The organism is Coleofasciculus sp. E2-BRE-01 (assembly GCF_040221695.1).
Lineage (GTDB): Bacteria > Cyanobacteriota > Cyanobacteriia > Cyanobacteriales > Coleofasciculaceae > Coleofasciculus.
This window is the reverse complement of record NZ_JAVKEA010000200.1, coordinates 120,478-135,531: the sequence shown is the minus strand read 5'-3', so window position 1 is coordinate 135,531 and position 15,054 is coordinate 120,478. Positions and strand designations below refer to the sequence as shown.

Here is a 15,054-nt window from a genome sequence, read left to right as displayed (position 1 = left end):
GGGTTAATGTTTGTTTTTTTCAAATTTGGCACAGATATTAAGTATATTTTTATTAACTATAGTCTGTAGAAAACTATCTCGTCTTTTCTGTTGAGCTTTAAGTACAGTCCTGTGTAATCTCCAATCTTTGACCAGTAACTTGGCTAAAGCAGCGACTTGAACCAGATCGTCCTTAGAGGTAAATAGAATACCTGCTTCGCCCAATGTTTCAGGGACAGCACTACTCTTATATGCCAAAACCGGAATATCAAACCATAGTGCTTCAACTAATGGAACACCAAATCCTTCATGCTCACTCATTGACCAGAATAAATGTGATGTACGATAAAAGGCAAGCAATTGAGGTTCGCTCACGAGTCCTGACACTAAAACATAATCCTTTAAACCGAGTTCTTGTATTTTATCCAGGAGGTGACAGTAATAGGGATCATTGACATCTCCCCATCCAGCCAGAATTAACCTTGCTTCCTGATCCATCGTCAGGTAATGGTAGAATGCTTCTATCAGATGAGTCTGGCATTTGTTTGGAGCAATACGACCAACAAAGAGTAAATTTGATTTTCCATCCTGTAATTGATCCATCAATGTAGCATCGGCAGGCATATCCCATTTGCTGGGGTCTACGATTATCGGCAACACCCCTGGCTGATGAAACCCAACGGCGGCTAGTTCTGCGGCATTATAGGCAGAATCTCCCACGGCGAAAGGAAAGTGTTGAGCCAATTTATTCAATTCAACACGTCCTTTTTCTAGCAGTTGAGCAAACTCAGGTCTATAGGGGCGAAAGAACTCCGCAGGTGTGATATTATGATAGACCAAACACTTAGAACCGGGATGGGCGATTGCGTAGTCCGTAAGTTCTGAACCAATCGAATGGTGATAGAGAATCCCAGCTTGTGGGCTAATGTGATTTTGCTTAAATATTTTGGCTTCATGGGCAACTCGCTCATCGATATAGCGAACAAAAATATCCGAGTGATAACCACAGCGACGCAAATAATCTCGAATGGCTAGTGCCTGATTCGAGATGGCATCCCCATACGCTAAATTCGGCAGAAGTTGATGGATTTCCTTGAGCTTTCCGCGCCTTGTTGGTGGGTTTAAACTTTTGCCTGGTTTAGATAATCCTAGGGCGACTTCATACCGTTCAATAACTTTATCCCATACCGCATGTTCTTTTGCATAAGCTTGACCACTCGTCCCATAGGTTACCAGTTCTTCTGCTCCCATCCGCTCAATTTTGGCAAATAATTCTGCCCATTCTACCTCACTCCCGGCTAACCAACCCCCTTGACTAGATTCCACCGCCATTGCTGTTGCTAAACAATCCCGATGAGCCGCCACAGGTTTGCTATAAAACCAGGCTTCCATGATCACACGGGAAAAACTTTCGTTACGGCTGGGTTGAAATAAGGCAATACAATTTGTGAGTAATGCTATTTTTTTCTGCTCATCCACTAAACCCAAATCAATCACACCCTGTTCTAAGTCATGAAATGACTGATTACCAGAACCCGCTAAAACCAGCTTAAGTTTTGATTCAGGATACTGTTGCTTAAATTTTATATAAGCATCTACTAATAGATTAGTATTTTTAGTCCTATCGCGACGACCTAAACAAAGAATATAAGGTTCTTGGTCAAGTTGTGAACTTAGGACACCTTCTATTTGGTTGTCTGCATGTCGAGTAACCTCTATACCCGCACCGACGACAACACTTTTAGGAATAATACCAGAACCATATAGCTTTATCGCTTGGTGATATTCTCCTTCACTAATCCATAACAAACCTTGGCATTGATGAAAAATTTGGGCAACCTCTGGCAGATAAGCATAAACTTCATCATGTAAACAGGGCTGCAAATAAGCCTTACTGGAAACCAGGGGAAGTCCGTTTAAAATTATTCCATAAAGGTAAGGAATAAATAGAAAGCCCTGATAGTTTTTAGCTTTATTGGATAAATAATCCAGTAACTTAGGAGAACTAATATTTTCTGAGCAGAAAATAGCCGATTCCCAGGATTTAACCGGATTAACACCCGGTTTAAGCCCAGAAGCAGGTAAACTTAGCATAACCCGATTCACCTGATCAAACGCCGCGCGATCGCGACGAGTCACTGGAAACCGCCGAATGAGTAACCCAGACTCCCGACTAACTCCTGCTTTAAGATGGTTCACAGCCCAGTCGTCATGAAAGGAACGACAGCAGGTGGTTAGCACTTCAACTTTGTAACCACGACTCGCCAAACGGGTAGCCACTTGCCACGCTTGTTGCTCTGCCCCTCCTGTTAGATTCTTACCAAACCAAGGTGTTACGATGGCTAAAGGTTTCAGGGGTTTCATGGTTTGTATCCAATCACTGCATAATCTTGTGAACCATAGAAATACTCATTAAAACGTTCTGCCACTGGAGAACCACTCAGTTTAAACGATTCGTCATAAGGATGAAGATTGATAATTTCTACTTGCTCGAATCCACTGTGTTCTAGCATAAATTTCACCAATGCACTAGGTAAGGGTTTCAGATGGCTGGGATCAATGTAAAAATTATGCGTTCCCACTAAGGCATTCTGAGGATTTGGAGTTTCAAAGATTACTAACCCTCCTTGCTTTAATACTCTGACACTTTCCTCAATCAAGTTTATTAAAACAGAAAAAGGCAAATGTTCAATCAAGTGAAATCCTGTCACCGCACCCAGGCTCGCATCAGGTTGAGATTTCAGATAAGTCAATGCATCAGCTTCAATAACGTCTAAATATTTAGTATTACACTGATCGAGCATGAGCTGATTAATATCTAACCCGCGTGCCACATATCCCTCATCTCGCAACAACTCCAACCATTCTCCCCGCCCACAGCCTAGATCGAGAATAGGCAAGTTTTTGATGCCAATTTCAGCTTGTGCAATTCGTGGCAAGTAAACTTTTAATCGTTCAATAATTTCCTCTCGACTCCCCCGAAACTTGTCTTCTAGGGCAACATAAAAAGCATCAACTAATCCTGTATTTTGATTGATCAATTTTTGCAGTTGCTCTGACTTCAAGAGTTCAGGCAATCGGCATTTAACCTCATCTAAAATACAATCAACAAGTTGCTGCTGTTGAGCCAAATCATTTTTGATGTCGATGTGATTTTTGACATAACGCTCATCAATCGACTTGAGTTGAGATTGAAGATCCGCGATTTGCTCACTCAACTGCTGATTTAGTGCAAAAGACTCTCTTAGCGCTTGAATTAAAGAGAAGTTAACAGCGCGTTGTTCCTTAAAAAGAAAGGCATATAGTCTTAAAACAAACTTCTGGAATCGTCTACTGAGTGTAAACGGAAAACGATTCAGTTTTTCGGGAAACTCTGTGCGAACTTGAGACTTAGATTCGGCGTTATTGAGAAAGGCTTGTATCTGGTGAGCAAGAAGAGGATTAATACCAATGCTAGGTTGCCGATTTGCATTTTCTTTCGTGAACGGTTTAGTCTGACGTTTGGCTACCTCTTCCCGAACTTTCTCCATTAAATCATCAACATCAATTTCTGGGTTATTTGCTTCAATCATACTTACGAGCTAGAAAAATTGAGGGGTCTTTAGGAGATTTTTTTGAACTTATGGAGTTAGACAAAAAACGGCATCAGCTTTGATTTGGACATCAGCTTGCAAATCAACAACACCTTCACAATGACTGCCATTGATTACTTTAAACACGACTAAATCATCAATCCAATCATAACTTAATCCTTCTTGGGAATGAACTCCTATGGTTACAGTATAAATACCCTTATGTAAGTTACAGGGAAGTTGAAATTCTACAGTCAATTTTTGTTCCCTGTCAAGCTGGGGTAATTTACAGTTCAATAGTTGAGTATTCGTGCCATAGATAACCAACCCCATTAAATTCCTAATGGAAATGCCGATAACTAGATCAGACAGTTTGGCATTAGCGGCTAACTTGACCTGAATGTTGAACTGAGACCCCGTTTCTATTGTCTCTACCTTGCGGTTATTATTATTGGTAATATTGACCTCATCGATTACGGCAATTCGGTTGCCATGTCTGTATTCATGTAATCTAGATAGGGTTCGGTTTGATGAAGTTTCCGGTTGGCAAGGATTGAACTCTAGCCTTTCTCTACGCGACGAAAGAACCTCTTGATAATTACGGGGGTTGTCTGAACTCAATAGCGCTGTATAATGATTAATAACTTCTTTGGGCTGACCTACTTCAATGATTGAGCCATAATCCATCAGGGCAGCACGAGTACAAAGCATTTTAACGCTGGCTGAATCGTGGGAAACAAAAAGAATGGTTACGCCTTGCTCTTTAAGCTGGCGAATTCGCTTCATACAACGCGCCTGGAACCTGGCATCACCGACGGCTAAGGCTTCATCTACAATTAATATCGTGGGGTCGATATTCGCCACCACGGCAAAGGCTAGCCGGACAACCATACCACTAGAATAGGTTTTAACGGGTTGGTCGAGAAAATCACCAATGTCAGCAAAAGCCGCAATTCTATCAAACTTTGCGGCTATCTCCTCTCGGCTTAATCCGAGAATTTGACCATTAAAAAAGACATTTTGGCGTCCGGTAAACTCTGGGTTAAACCCACTACCGAGTTCTAGCAAAGCGGAAACTCGACCATTAACCCACACTTCACCTGTTGTTGGTGTCAGGGTTCCGGCGATGATCTGCAACAGGGTACTTTTCCCTGAACCATTCTGCCCGACAATACCCAAAGTCTCCCCTGGAGCAACTTCCAGGTTAATATCACGCAATGCCCAAAACTGGGGGACGCAGCTTTTTCCTGGCAGTACTATTTCTTTGAGTCTATCGAGGGGACGGTTATATCGCTTATAGCACTTGGAGACATTTGTCAATGAAATCGCTATCTCACTCATCACACCATTAGGGTTTTAGTAACCTCTAGAGGACATCAGCTCACGCTAATCGCGTCGCTGTTCAATTCACACACCACACTAAAACACTACCAAATAAATCACAGTTGCTACACGCGACTGCTTCACCGATTGACCTTTCTGGGTAATATCAGGTTCCGACAAGGCGAGATGAGTTGCCGAAGTGAACAAAACATCCGGTTTCAGAGGTTCTCTTAGGGTAGGATAAACTAAACTAGCACTGTCTTAACGAATACACGGTATATCAAGTGAGTCAGCCTAGATTACGATGGCAGCCGCTTAGCATGGGATTGATATTAGGAATCGTTATCGTATTCCATTTGCTTGTTCCCATCAATCCCGACCATACTCTCCCCGCGATACCCGAGCTGGTAGGAATAGCGCTGTTGAGTGGTATTCTTTCGGGTAGCTTGAGTTTTGGCAAAACACTCCAGCGACGCGATTGGTCATTTCGACGGGGTGAGAGCGTTGTCTTGAGTTTCGTGTGGCTAAGTGTAGTGGGTGTGATGGGATTACGGGCAGTTTGGTCTATCTTTCACACACCCAATCAATCTTGGATACCCTGTCGAATTGTTCCGGGTATAGCTACCAAACTGGAGTGTCTGTTGCAGGCGAGTATCACTCAGCACTATGGGTTACGGACATTTTTTATGCTGTTGACGGCGGCGATGATAGGAACCCTAGCGTTTCTGATTGCCCGGATTGTGCGTCGGGGTTGGCAGTTACTCTTCGGGGCTGTAGTTTTTGGTCCTGTGCTGGTTACGGGGGTTGGGTTTTGGTGTATTGGGTGGGGAATTGAACAGGCGTTGCCCAAGAGCTTACTACATAATGCTTATGGGTTTGAACGGCTAACTCAAATTTTTGGCAATCCCGGTTGGGTGTGGCCCTATTTGGCATCCGGACTTGCCATTACTTTATGGGCAACGATTGCAGCATCGACTTGGGCAAGTCGGCTGATTGGGGCAGGAATCTCTGCTTTATTGGTTCTAGGCGTTCTGGCTACTCAGCAACGGGGCGGACTGTTGCTCTGTATGGTTTATGTGACCATCTGCCTCTTTTATTGTTTAGCTTGTGGTTTGAAACGCAGAAGCCTTTCTATCTTGGCACTTGAGGGAATCTTGTTGGCGGTTTTAGGCAATGTTCTTTACTCTCTTTTTAACCATCAGGAGGGTTTACAGGACATCGCTCAGTCCATTGGCTATAACTGGAGAGCCAATCCTTTATCTTTGGATACAGCAAGACTGGACATCTGGAAAGCGGGGTGGGAGATATTCAAAGAAGCACCGATTTTGGGACATGGATACGCGAGTTGGTTCCAAGTGATTTCAGACTATGGGTCAAAACACAACATGACGTATGTGTTGGATACGGCTCACAACTTATTCATGCAAATGCTGGTAGAACTTGGGTTACTACACAGCTTACTTGTTCTGGGTATTTTGAGTCTGATTGCTGTAACAGTCTGGCAAAATTCTCGTTGGCTCCCTAGAGGCAAATTACTGTTCCTCTTGGCACTGAGTTCTTTTATTATCCCGTCACTGGTACAAGAAATCGACTACATCCGCCCGGTTTTTTACCTGCACGCTCTTTTCTGGGGAACTCTAGCTGGTTTACCGTTTTGCTCCGATTACTCCCAATCAAATTACTTACCAGTGATTCACCACTCTGAATTAAATGTTTGTCATGAGCGTTTAAGCGCTGGTGGCACTAAAGTGCCGACTACAAACCCAAATTATGTCGATATCATTCAACCTAACTTTGATGGTGAGGTAGGGAGTAGATTAGCAAAAAAGGCTCAACATCAGTGGCGTGAAAGACTGGATCAATTCTGGTGGCAAAAAGAAGGGTTGGTGAATCAAACAGGTTTTATTTTTAGAGGGACTTTTTCCGGGTTAGCAGGGATTTGCCTGTTTTTAATTTTCTTTTGTACGTTGACCTTTAGCTTTGGCGGATTTCCATTTGAAGCTAATTTGACACAGCCTAGTTCAAGTCTAATGCGTTGGTTAGCCCCCTCTGTCAAGCTGGCAGCTTTCGCCACGCCAGAGGGAAAAACCTATTCAGTTTTTACCACGCATCCCGTCGAGAAACCCATAAGCGTAGATTTTATGGAGTCTGACAATCAATTCCGGATTACGGTGAATGATAAGACTGAACTCGGATTGCCCCTCGCAAATGGGAATCGGTATTTGCCTAGGAAACATAAACTATCCTTCTCAACGGCTCAACCTGATGGCACTCGTTGGATCAGTACCCAAGTCTTTTATCCCCCTGTACAATCTAATCTGGGTATAGGGTGGTCGAGAAATATGTATGATTGGGAAACAAATTCAGGGCGGGCTGGACGGTGGTGTGATAAAAATTGTACATTTCTCGCCAAGAGTTGTGAACGGCGCGATCGCTTAGACTTTACGGTTCAAGCTTCTAGACCTGACTATTCTCAGGATCAGCCTCTATCTTTCCAGATATCTGTCTACAGTTTGACAGACACAAGTGAGTTTTCAGCCCAAGTTTTACAGAATTTACCTAAGCCCCTGGCAACTGTTAAAGCGCAGTTAGAGACGCCGGATGAGGAACAGCATTTTCAGTTCAACAGTACACCACAAAGCGTTTGGTCTTTGGTACAGATTCAAGCCAACTCAGTGTTCAATCCCAAGTCAAAAGGCTTTTCCCAAGATGATCGGAATCTGAGCATATTTGTTGGTGAAGCTGATTGTTCCTAATACAAAAATTCAGACGACAGATGGCTGCAAAGACGGACTATTTCCATTTATATTTTTTTATTTATTATGAATTATTAATGTTTTGGATGATTCTAGAATCGAGACAACATCTTGTGCCAATAACCATAATTTATCAGCAGGTAGGTGATTATTTTTTGTCTCTGAGAGGGTTTTAAGAACTGTTAGGAAACCTTCAGTTGATGGCAAGGTACTGGATACTTGCAAAATTTTAGGATGATCGGTCGGCGCCACTTTTTCATGAGAATTCACTAACGATTCATGCAGTTTCTCGCCGGGACGCAATCCGGTAATCTTAATTGGGATATCCAGTTCTGGCATGAAACCCGCTAGGTGGATCATTTGTTGTGCCAGGTCTAAAATTTTCACAGGTTGACCCATATCCAGGATTAAGGTTTGACCGGATTGTCCCACAGCAAGGCTTTGAATCACAAGCTGAGAAGCTTCAGGCGTGGTCATAAAATAACGAGTCATGTTGGGGTCAGTGATGGTGACAGGACCGCCTCTGGCAATTTGTGCCTGGAAAATCGGGATCACACTACCGCGACTCCCTAAAACGTTGCCAAAGCGCACCACAAGAAAGCGGGTTTGGCTTTTGGCGGCGCACGCTTTAACCAGGAGTTCAGCTAAGCGCTTGCTTAAGCCCATAAAGTTACAGGGATCAACGGCTTTGTCGGTAGAAATGAGGACAAAGGTATCTACACCCTGTTGTTCCGCTAGTTGTGCCAGATGAGCCGACGCCAAAGCATTGTTTTCCAGAGCTTCAGTAGGGTTATGCTGCATTAAGGGGACATGTTTATGAGCCGCCGCATGGAAGACAATTTGAGGTTGCCAGGTTTGGAAGATGGTCTGGATACGACTCTGATGGCGGATATCGGCAATAATTGGTGTTGCTTTCAGGTTGGGGAAGTCGCGGCGTAGTTCTTGCTCAATGTTGAAAATACTATTTTCCCCGCGTCCCAGTAATAGGAGATGTTGGGGTTCGAGACGAGCAAGCTGGCGACAGATTTCTGAGCCAATTGTACCCCCTGCACCCGTAACTAGAACCGTGCGCTGATAGACTTGCGATCGCGCGGAGGGGAATTGCTGATTAAATTCATCGGCAAAGTCGAGTTTAATCTCCGGGCGTCCCAAGATATCCTGAATTTGGATGGGTCTAGCTTGGGGAGTCAGGGAGCGATCGCACAGCAGTTCGGCTTGTCCCGGTAACACTTTCAGCTTCAAGGCGCTACCTTGGGCGAGATCCACCAATTTACGGATTTGGGATGCCTTAGCCGAGGGCATAGAAATCAGCACTTCATCGGCGTTGAGGCGTTTGGCAATGGGTACAAGCTGCGATGTCGCACCGAGAACCGGTATACCTTCGACTTTACGTCCAATCTTCGTCGGATCATCATCCAGAAAGCCGAGAATTTCCAGGTTAAGCTGGCGATTTTGGTTGACTTCCTGGACAATTTGTGATCCAGCCCGCCCTGCACCCACTAATAGTACCCGCTGGGGATCTCTAGGTGAAGCCATGCGATCGCGTGGGTGATACCGAACCAATCGACGACGGGCGTAGCGCAGGGCGATCATCCCCATCACACAAAAACTCCAATCAATTACCGCCACACCCAAGGGAAGACCCGAAAAGGAGGTAAAACGCGGAATCAGTAAGCGAGTGATGACTAGAATTAGTAAGGAATAGAGGGTGATCGACTGACAAAGGGTAGTAGCATCTTTCAGTCCAAACAGACGCCAGACTTGCTTATACAGACCAAAACTGGCGTGAAACAACAAACGCCCTGGAATCGCCAAGAGGGGAAGCATCCAAGCTAAGGTTTGGTGAGAAGCGGGAATATGACCATCAAAGCGGAACCAAAAAGCAAGGCTACAAGCTGACCAAGCTACAAATCCATCAAGTCCGAGTTGTCCCAATCGATATGCGGAAGGAAAGAGCCTTTTTTGGGGCATGAACGGCACCTCTAAGGCAATACTGGCTGCAACAAGGTATGATACATTGGCTTTAACGTCCTGGCTAGGATCACTTTTGTTCCCCACAGATAAGCATATCAGTTGATCAAATAGTTTTCGGTGGCGATCGCTCCGGGAATTGAACCCCTATCGGTAGAGAACAGATTCATTGGTCTCAATTTAAGCTCAAACATTTGTAATACCTTGATCTGACCCCTCCCTAACCCCACGATTCTAAGGCAAAAGGTTCTACCTGTTGAAGACGTTGGAAATCGTTGTCGGTAGAAACAACTGTAAGATTATAGTGAATTGCTGTAGCTGCGATCCAAAGATCGTTATCTCCAAAGCCAAGGCTTTGGGGGTTGAAGTTTCGTCGCTGTGTCTTATTTTTGGGTCCAAAAGCTGTAATTAATTTTCCTTTGAGCGAGCCGTAAATTTCAGAAATGGCCAGGTTAATGGGGTACAGGTCAATCATGTCTAGAAACGCTCTAACTTGCTGGAGGTTAGCTGTTGTTCGCTCAGATTTAGCTGCCATGTAGAAGAGTTCTCCACAGACGATGACACTGGTGGCAACACCTGCGTCACTGTGAACTTGTAGCTGTTGAATGAGAGTCGGTTCGCCGAAGATGATGCGGCTACAGTGGTTGGTATCGAGCAAATACATCAGAATTCGGATGGGGAACGAGTCTCGTAAACACGTTGAAGGCATTCCTCGAAGTCTTCGCCCTGCCAAGTTCCAGCGAATCTTAGTAAATCTTTGGCTTTGGAGCCACGCAAAATGGGTTCCCCATCCGGAATCGGAACGGTTCTAGCTCGAGTAGCAGGGCGGGTAGATCGGGTTTTGAGGTATTCAAGATAGTCAAGAATTTGCTCCAGAATGGGTTCTGGGGTGGATTCGATCGCAATCAGCAATTGTTCTTTGGTGGTGGTCATAGATTAGTGGCATAGACAATACAGCTATTTTAATTTTGCCTTAAGGTCATTAAATAAAACCGCAGGTTCGTGGTGAGAACTTTAGTTCCCACCATCTTGCACGAGCTACTTTTTCTGGGATAACTCATCCTTGAGGCGTCTGGCTTGATCGCGGATAATGGCAGCGAGGATGGCAACCATGAAACTAGCGATCGCAGCCAGTACGGCGATTTGTACTAGGGAGCGTGTTGGTTCAACTTTGGATTCGCTTAAGAGTTGGATGGAGATGATTTGAGAGGTAAACTCGGCTAGATTTTCCTGAGCCGGTTCGAGATACTGTTTGTCAAATTCTAGGCTGGCAATTTGAGCCAAGACTTCTGCTCGTTGTGTCTCTAGTGCCTCAAGCCGGACTGCGGTTCTAATCCGTTCGGGATCGATACCATTGGAGTCACGAACTTGAGCAATTTGTTGTTCGAGCTGTTCCAGAACTTGTTGCTGTTTCTGGATTTCCATGTCAGTGCTGAATAGACTATTGGCGATCGCTTGACCAAATATGGCTTGAAACTCCTGCTGGAGCAGGGTAGAGACTTGGGAACCAGCTTCAGCTAAGAAACCAGTATCGGGCGATCGCACGGTGATGTCGATCTGCTGGGTTTCGCTGTTATAGTTGGATCTGACCTCAGTTTCATCGATTTTGTCGTAGTGATTCTCCAACAGTTTCACCGTTTTGTGACTGGCTTGTTGAATATCAACGCCAGGGATACCGGACACGGAGATAGGAACCGGGGTGACTGACAGGGTGAGCTGTTTCTGGTATTGTTTGGGCATTAGTAGGGAGAGCGCGATCGCGACGGCTGAAAGTCCCAGCGTTCCCCATGCCATCAACCTCCAGTTGCGGCGGAAAAACTGAATAATATCGAGTAAGGAAATTTCATCTTCATCCTCAACCGTTCTCAGTTCTGCGTTTTGCCTCAATTCCATAGTCCTCCTACACCGATAAGCATGATTACCATTAGCATACAGCGTCAAACTGTAGCGTCATGAGATTGAACTCAATGACTGATGTCAATCAAACCTTTCTAGACTGACAAGGGAAAATCCGTAACCCTGGTGTCATTGTTGATGGGGTAGGATATGGGGTTCTACTGGACTGGCACAGCTAAAATGGTGGAATAGATTTTACCATTGAATCGGGCGCAAAGCTTTGCGCCCCTACGGTTTCGGGGCGTAATTCTAATTCATCAAATAAGGTATGCTACGCCACTACTGGCGTGACCCAGCTAAAATGGTGGTGTCAACTTGAGGATGCTTCGCTTTTTTTGCACGGAAGGGGGAGCATCAAAGCCCCTTCAAATAAAAAAATATATTCCGCTTCCCTCTCCTTTTCCCTCTCCTTGTAGGAGAGGGCTAGGGGAAATGCCACTGACTTAAAGATGGTGGGCAATGCCCACCCTACGGTATATCAAAGGTTTAGATTAATCCATCAAATCTAGATTAGGCAAGCCAATGGAAGAATTACTAGAGTTGAAAGGTTTACTCCTCAAAGGTGATATTTCTGGGGCATTGGTCATTGTTGAAGAATTGGAGGAAATGAGCAAAGACGACAAAATCAATAATATTCGTAGCTACGCCAAGATTTTGCTTGTCCATTTAATCAAACAACAAGCTGAAAACCGCACCACCCGCTCTTGGGATGTCTCTATTCGGAATTGTGCCCTAGAGATACAGAGCAAAAATAAACGACGCAAAGCAGGTGGTTATTATCTTAAACCGGAGGAATTGCGCCTCGCCCTAGAAGAAGCCTATGAACAAGCCCTCAATGGCGCATCTCTCGAAGTCGCTGAAGGACTTTATGCTCCAGAAACGTTAGAGAATATGATTGACCGCAACAGGATTATTGATAGCGCCATGACCCTCATTTTACCTAACAAAGTCTAAGAAACACAAAAATCAGGTTTTCATGGCACATCAGATGGGTAATCGTGGCTAAAACAATAGAATTAGTGCTGGGGTTTTTATCGATTTTTAGGTAATTTTATATAATGGGAAAATGTGCTGTCCTATATGTCCTATAGAACCAAATCAAGCGTGACCCGTAGGGTGGGTTAGGCGGTATTAAATTTAGGAAATAAACTGTTCAATGATACATCCGCCGTAACCCACCAAGTTATCATTGATTCCCGATGAAAATTAAAATACCTACGTTGAGGTCATTCAGATGCCTTCTCCCTTTCCGGGCATGGACCCGTATTTAGAACATTCCGAATTATGGGCGGAGGTTCATAGTCGGTTAATCGTGAACCTAGCCGATTTTTTGGGTCCGCAACTGCGCCCTAAATACCGAGTCGCTGTCGAAAAACGAACCTACACTGATCTGTCAGACGCCGCGTTAGTGGGGCTTCCTGATGTGGCTGTTGTGTCTAGAGGTTCAACTACAAATCAGAACTCATCAACGACTTCATCAACGGCGACCGTGTTAACTCAAAATGAACCTGTAACGGTTAGAATACCGATGCCGGAAGAAGTCAAGGAGAGTTATTTAGAAATTCGAGAAATTGGCACGGGGGCGGTGGTGACAGCCATAGAAATCCTGTCCCCGAAAAATAAGCGTGCGGTTGTGGGGCGTCAGGCTTATTCTCGCAAACGCCTGGAGGTTTTAGGCAGTTTTACCCATTTAGTCGAAATTGATTTGTTGAGGCGGGGAAAGCCGATGCTGATTTGGGGAGAAAGACCACGCGGTGACTATAATATCTTAATCAGTCGTAGCGACAAACGACCCCTAGCTCAGTTGTATCGGTTTGGGGTTCGTGAGAAAATTCCGGTTTTTCCGCTACCTTTGACGTCAACTGATGTGGAACCCATCGTGGATTTACAGGAGTTATTCACCCAAGTCTATGACAGAGCCAGCTTTGACTTAGCTGTGGATTATGGGAGTGAACCTGTACCCCCTCTCAAGGCAGATGACGCCGCTTGGGCAGCTACCCTGTTGCAAGAGAGTGGATGGCGATAATTGTCAACAAGAGTGTAAGCTGTCACACATTTAAATTGGGAATGGGTAGCGAGCAAGATGCTCGCACTACAAGGATGAGAGCCATTATTTTATCTATATCATGGGAAAATGTACCGTCCTATAGACGCTAATCAACCGTGACCCGTAGGGTGGGTTAGGCGGTATTAAATTTAGGAAATGAACCGTTCAATAATAAATCCGCCGTACCCCACTAAATTATCATTGCTTCCAGAGGGAAATCAAATACCCAGCCGGATTTATACCAGCTAAAATAGTATTTTATACAGCCTGATCGATAATTTGAATTGTGTCGATTAGACGACGGCTAGAAAATAGATTTATATTGATTGGAGCATGAGAACGATGAATCTAGAGGCTGAATACGATCTGGACTTCTATGCTTGGATTCGTAAAAATGTAGAATTACTGCGGCAAGGCTGTTTGTCCGAAATTGATGTGGAGCATATTGCTGAAGAGTTAGAAAGTATGGGCAAGCGTGACCTCCGTCAACTTCGCAGCCGCTTACAGGTTTTAGTCATGCACCTGCTCAAGTGGCAATATCAACCCGACAAACAAAGCAAAAGTTGGCTAGTGACGATTGATCATCAGCGCGATGAAATTGAAGCCCTATTGCTAGATAGTCCGAGTTTAAGAGGCGAGTTGGAGCAGGGATTGGCAAGGGTGTATCCGAAAGCTGTGCGAGATGCCTGTCGAGAAACGGGTCTTCCTGAGACGGCATTTCCCTTATCCTGTCCTTTTGAGATAGAAGAGATTTTGGCTCAAAATTTTCTGCCGGATTGTGGTTAGTTTTCGTAACTACTGTGATAATGGGGAGGAGAAAATGGAAATTAGAACAGAGCGTGTAAATGGAAACTCCGATTGGCTACTTAAAATACCTAAGTTGAGGTATTCAGACGACCTACACTGATCTGTCAGACGCCGCGTTAGTGCGTCCTATAGACCCCAATCAAGCGTGACCCGTAGGGTGGGTTAGGCGGTATTAAATTTAGGAAATCAACCATTCAATAATAAATCCGCCGTAACCCACCAAGTTATCATTGATTCGGGGTTAACAAAAGATTCGGGTTCCTCAATAAAATTAATGGATTTGCCCGTAGTATTAGCAAGGAGGAACCAACAAGGATAAAAAGGCACTTGGGTCAGATAGGAGTCTCCCCTACAGACGGTCGGGTCGCCCGCTGATTGTGGAAATCTAAATAGATAGTCGAGGAAAGAGGGGAATAAACACGAAAATGGAAGAGCTAAAAATCAAATACCCAGCCGGATTTGAAAATGCTGTGCAAATGACAAAAGATGAGATGGAGCAGCATATCCGTTTAATGGCTGCCCTGAAAATGTTTGAACTGGGAAAGGTTTCGGCGGGAAAAGCGGCTGAGTTAGCGGGAATGTCAAGACTCGATTTTTTTGAGACTTGCAGCCGATATCGAGTCAGTGTTTTTAATTATCCACCAGAAGAGCTGGAATTAGAACTGGAACAGGATTTAGGACGGCTTAGGAACGCCAGCTAACG

General features: G+C 44.6%; 12 protein-coding genes. 5 read left to right on the top strand and 7 right to left on the bottom strand.

Annotated elements, in window-relative coordinates; all coding sequences use genetic code 11:
• Nucleotides 1-3: 3 nt before the first annotated feature.
• From RIG66_RS25840 to RIG66_RS25830, 3 genes are read right to left on the bottom strand one after another with little or no spacing between them, the layout of a single operon-like run.
• On the bottom strand, nucleotides 4-2,343 hold the full coding sequence (locus RIG66_RS25840) for a glycosyltransferase (RefSeq protein ID WP_446381713.1): 2,340 nt from the start codon (nucleotides 2,341-2,343) through the stop codon (nucleotides 4-6).
• Entirely contained in the window at nucleotides 2,340-3,551 is a 1,212-nt protein-coding gene (locus tag RIG66_RS25835; protein WP_446381711.1) for a methyltransferase domain-containing protein, read from the bottom strand. The genes RIG66_RS25840 and RIG66_RS25835 overlap by 4 nt, the downstream gene beginning before the upstream one ends.
• A 48-nt stretch (nucleotides 3,552-3,599) precedes the next feature.
• Nucleotides 3,600-4,892 carry an ABC transporter ATP-binding protein gene (locus RIG66_RS25830; protein ID WP_446381709.1) on the bottom strand — a complete coding sequence of 431 codons (1,293 nt, stop codon included), beginning with the start codon at nucleotides 4,890-4,892 and terminating at the stop codon, nucleotides 3,600-3,602.
• A gap of 404 nt (nucleotides 4,893-5,296) precedes the next feature.
• On the opposite strand from RIG66_RS25830, the gene RIG66_RS25825 reads away from it, so the two are divergent.
• Complete coding sequence (locus tag RIG66_RS25825; protein ID WP_446381707.1) at nucleotides 5,297-7,630, top strand: O-antigen ligase family protein; 2,334 nt, start codon at nucleotides 5,297-5,299, stop codon at nucleotides 7,628-7,630.
• 57 nt (nucleotides 7,631-7,687) lie between these two features.
• On the opposite strand, the gene RIG66_RS25820 is transcribed toward RIG66_RS25825, so the two are convergent.
• The 4 genes from RIG66_RS25820 to RIG66_RS25805 all read right to left on the bottom strand — a co-directional run bounded on the left by RIG66_RS25820 (nucleotide 7,688) and on the right by RIG66_RS25805 (nucleotide 11,494).
• The gene (locus tag RIG66_RS25820; protein WP_446381705.1) at nucleotides 7,688-9,601 is read right to left on the bottom strand and encodes a polysaccharide biosynthesis protein; all 1,914 of its coding nucleotides are present in this window, start codon (nucleotides 9,599-9,601) and stop codon (nucleotides 7,688-7,690) included.
• A gap of 220 nt (nucleotides 9,602-9,821) precedes the next feature.
• A complete protein-coding gene (locus RIG66_RS25815; RefSeq protein WP_446381872.1) occupies nucleotides 9,822-10,265 on the bottom strand; it encodes a type II toxin-antitoxin system VapC family toxin in 444 nt (147 codons plus the stop codon).
• Nucleotides 10,265-10,534, bottom strand: coding sequence for a hypothetical protein (locus RIG66_RS25810; RefSeq protein WP_446381703.1), 270 nt, complete (start codon nucleotides 10,532-10,534; stop codon nucleotides 10,265-10,267). Before RIG66_RS25810 ends, RIG66_RS25815 begins: the two co-directional genes overlap by 1 nt.
• Before the next feature lie 105 nt (nucleotides 10,535-10,639).
• Nucleotides 10,640-11,494 carry a hypothetical protein gene (locus RIG66_RS25805; protein ID WP_446381701.1) on the bottom strand — a complete coding sequence of 285 codons (855 nt, stop codon included), beginning with the start codon at nucleotides 11,492-11,494 and terminating at the stop codon, nucleotides 10,640-10,642.
• Nucleotides 11,495-12,019: 525 nt separating this feature from the next.
• Between RIG66_RS25805 and RIG66_RS25800 the strand changes: the two genes are divergently transcribed.
• From RIG66_RS25800 to RIG66_RS25785, 4 genes are all read left to right on the top strand, one after another.
• Nucleotides 12,020-12,451, top strand: coding sequence for a DUF29 family protein (locus RIG66_RS25800; RefSeq protein WP_446381699.1), 432 nt, complete (start codon nucleotides 12,020-12,022; stop codon nucleotides 12,449-12,451).
• 280 nt (nucleotides 12,452-12,731) lie between these two features.
• Nucleotides 12,732-13,523 (top strand): DUF4058 family protein, encoded by a 792-nt coding sequence (locus tag RIG66_RS25795; protein WP_446381697.1) that lies wholly within the window; start codon nucleotides 12,732-12,734, stop codon nucleotides 13,521-13,523.
• A gap of 363 nt (nucleotides 13,524-13,886) precedes the next feature.
• Nucleotides 13,887-14,330, top strand: a complete 444-nt coding sequence (locus tag RIG66_RS25790) for a DUF29 domain-containing protein (protein ID WP_446381871.1) — start codon at nucleotides 13,887-13,889, stop codon at nucleotides 14,328-14,330.
• 446 nt (nucleotides 14,331-14,776) lie between these two features.
• Nucleotides 14,777-15,052: a UPF0175 family protein gene (locus RIG66_RS25785; protein ID WP_446381695.1), complete on the top strand. Its 276-nt coding sequence runs from the start codon at nucleotides 14,777-14,779 to the stop codon at nucleotides 15,050-15,052.
• The last annotated feature ends 2 nt before the right edge of the window (nucleotides 15,053-15,054 follow it).

Coding starts and splice junctions, on each gene's coding strand:
- RIG66_RS25785 (WP_446381695.1), top strand. CDS start 14,777: ATGGAAGAGCTAAAAATCAAATACCCAGCCGGATTTGAAAATGCTGTG.
- RIG66_RS25840 (WP_446381713.1), bottom strand. CDS start 2,343: ATGAAACCCCTGAAACCTTTAGCCATCGTAACACCTTGGTTTGGTAAG.
- RIG66_RS25810 (WP_446381703.1), bottom strand. CDS start 10,534: ATGACCACCACCAAAGAACAATTGCTGATTGCGATCGAATCCACCCCA.
- RIG66_RS25835 (WP_446381711.1), bottom strand. CDS start 3,551: ATGATTGAAGCAAATAACCCAGAAATTGATGTTGATGATTTAATGGAG.
- RIG66_RS25790 (WP_446381871.1), top strand. CDS start 13,887: ATGAATCTAGAGGCTGAATACGATCTGGACTTCTATGCTTGGATTCGT.
- RIG66_RS25820 (WP_446381705.1), bottom strand. CDS start 9,601: ATGCCCCAAAAAAGGCTCTTTCCTTCCGCATATCGATTGGGACAACTC.
- RIG66_RS25795 (WP_446381697.1), top strand. CDS start 12,732: ATGCCTTCTCCCTTTCCGGGCATGGACCCGTATTTAGAACATTCCGAA.
- RIG66_RS25805 (WP_446381701.1), bottom strand. CDS start 11,494: ATGGAATTGAGGCAAAACGCAGAACTGAGAACGGTTGAGGATGAAGAT.
- RIG66_RS25800 (WP_446381699.1), top strand. CDS start 12,020: ATGGAAGAATTACTAGAGTTGAAAGGTTTACTCCTCAAAGGTGATATT.
- RIG66_RS25830 (WP_446381709.1), bottom strand. CDS start 4,892: ATGAGTGAGATAGCGATTTCATTGACAAATGTCTCCAAGTGCTATAAG.
- RIG66_RS25815 (WP_446381872.1), bottom strand. CDS start 10,265: ATGTATTTGCTCGATACCAACCACTGTAGCCGCATCATCTTCGGCGAA.